The following is an 884-nucleotide window of genomic DNA, read 5'->3' as shown; positions in this document are numbered from 1 at the left end:
CTGCCAGTAACCAACCACAAAGGTCTGACCTTCACCCTGACTGACGGGACTACTGTGACCGTCAAGGCAGGCGAAGCCACCGGTTCGGTTACCGTCACTGCGCCAGACAACGTCTACGTCAACGATCCAGTCACCATCACTCAAGGCCTGACCAAGGTCGAAGGCGCTGGCGCCGATCAGTTCGAACAACTGAACCTGGGCAAAGATACTGTCAGCACAGTAGTTACCGATGAGCCAGGCACTCCAGGTAACCCAGGTGGCAATAACGAAGGCGACCTGGTCAAGGTCACCATCGCTGCGGATCAGCTGTCCGTGAATGAGGCGACTGAGCCAACCTTCACCGTCACTCTGAACAAGGCGCTCGATAAGCCATTCACCGTAACCCTGAGCACTGGTGCCACCCTGACCTTCGCGGCAGGCGAGACCACTAAGTCCTACGCCGCTCCGGCGCAGGGCGATGACGTGTTCAAGGACGAAGGCAAGATCACCGTCAGCATCACCAAGGCGGAAGTGGTCGGCGAGCAACTGGAAAACCTGCAGATCGGTCAGCCTGCGTCCGTAGCTGTGACCGATACGCAGAGCCCGGTTACTGCTCAGCTCACTGTGGATAACACCACTGTGGCCGAAGGTGGCAAGATCACTTACACCGTGACCCTGGTCAGCGCCGATCCGAGCCTGCCAGTGACCAACCACAAGGGCCTGACCTTCACCCTGACCGACGGCACAATCGTCACGGTCAAAGCCGGTGAATCGGTCGGCACCACCACTGTCACTGCGCCAGACAACGTCTACGTCAACGATCCGGTGACTATTACCCAAGGCCTGACCAAAGTCGAAGGCGCCGGCGCCGATCAGTTCGAACAACTGAACCTGGGCAAAGATAC

Annotated in this window: 1 protein-coding gene; it reads left to right on the top strand. The window is 58.5% G+C overall.

Annotated features, from left to right (window positions below):
- Window positions 1-54: 54 nt before the first annotated feature.
- Window positions 55-884: immunoglobulin-like domain-containing protein (locus QWI17_RS00175; RefSeq protein ID WP_302720487.1), on the top strand; the 830-nt coding region annotated here is incomplete at its 3' end.

Source organism: Gilvimarinus gilvus (genome assembly GCF_030518155.1).
Taxonomy (GTDB): domain Bacteria; phylum Pseudomonadota; class Gammaproteobacteria; order Pseudomonadales; family Cellvibrionaceae; genus Gilvimarinus; species Gilvimarinus gilvus.
Note: the sequence above shows the minus strand (reverse complement) of the source record. Positions and strands in the feature narration are given on the sequence as shown.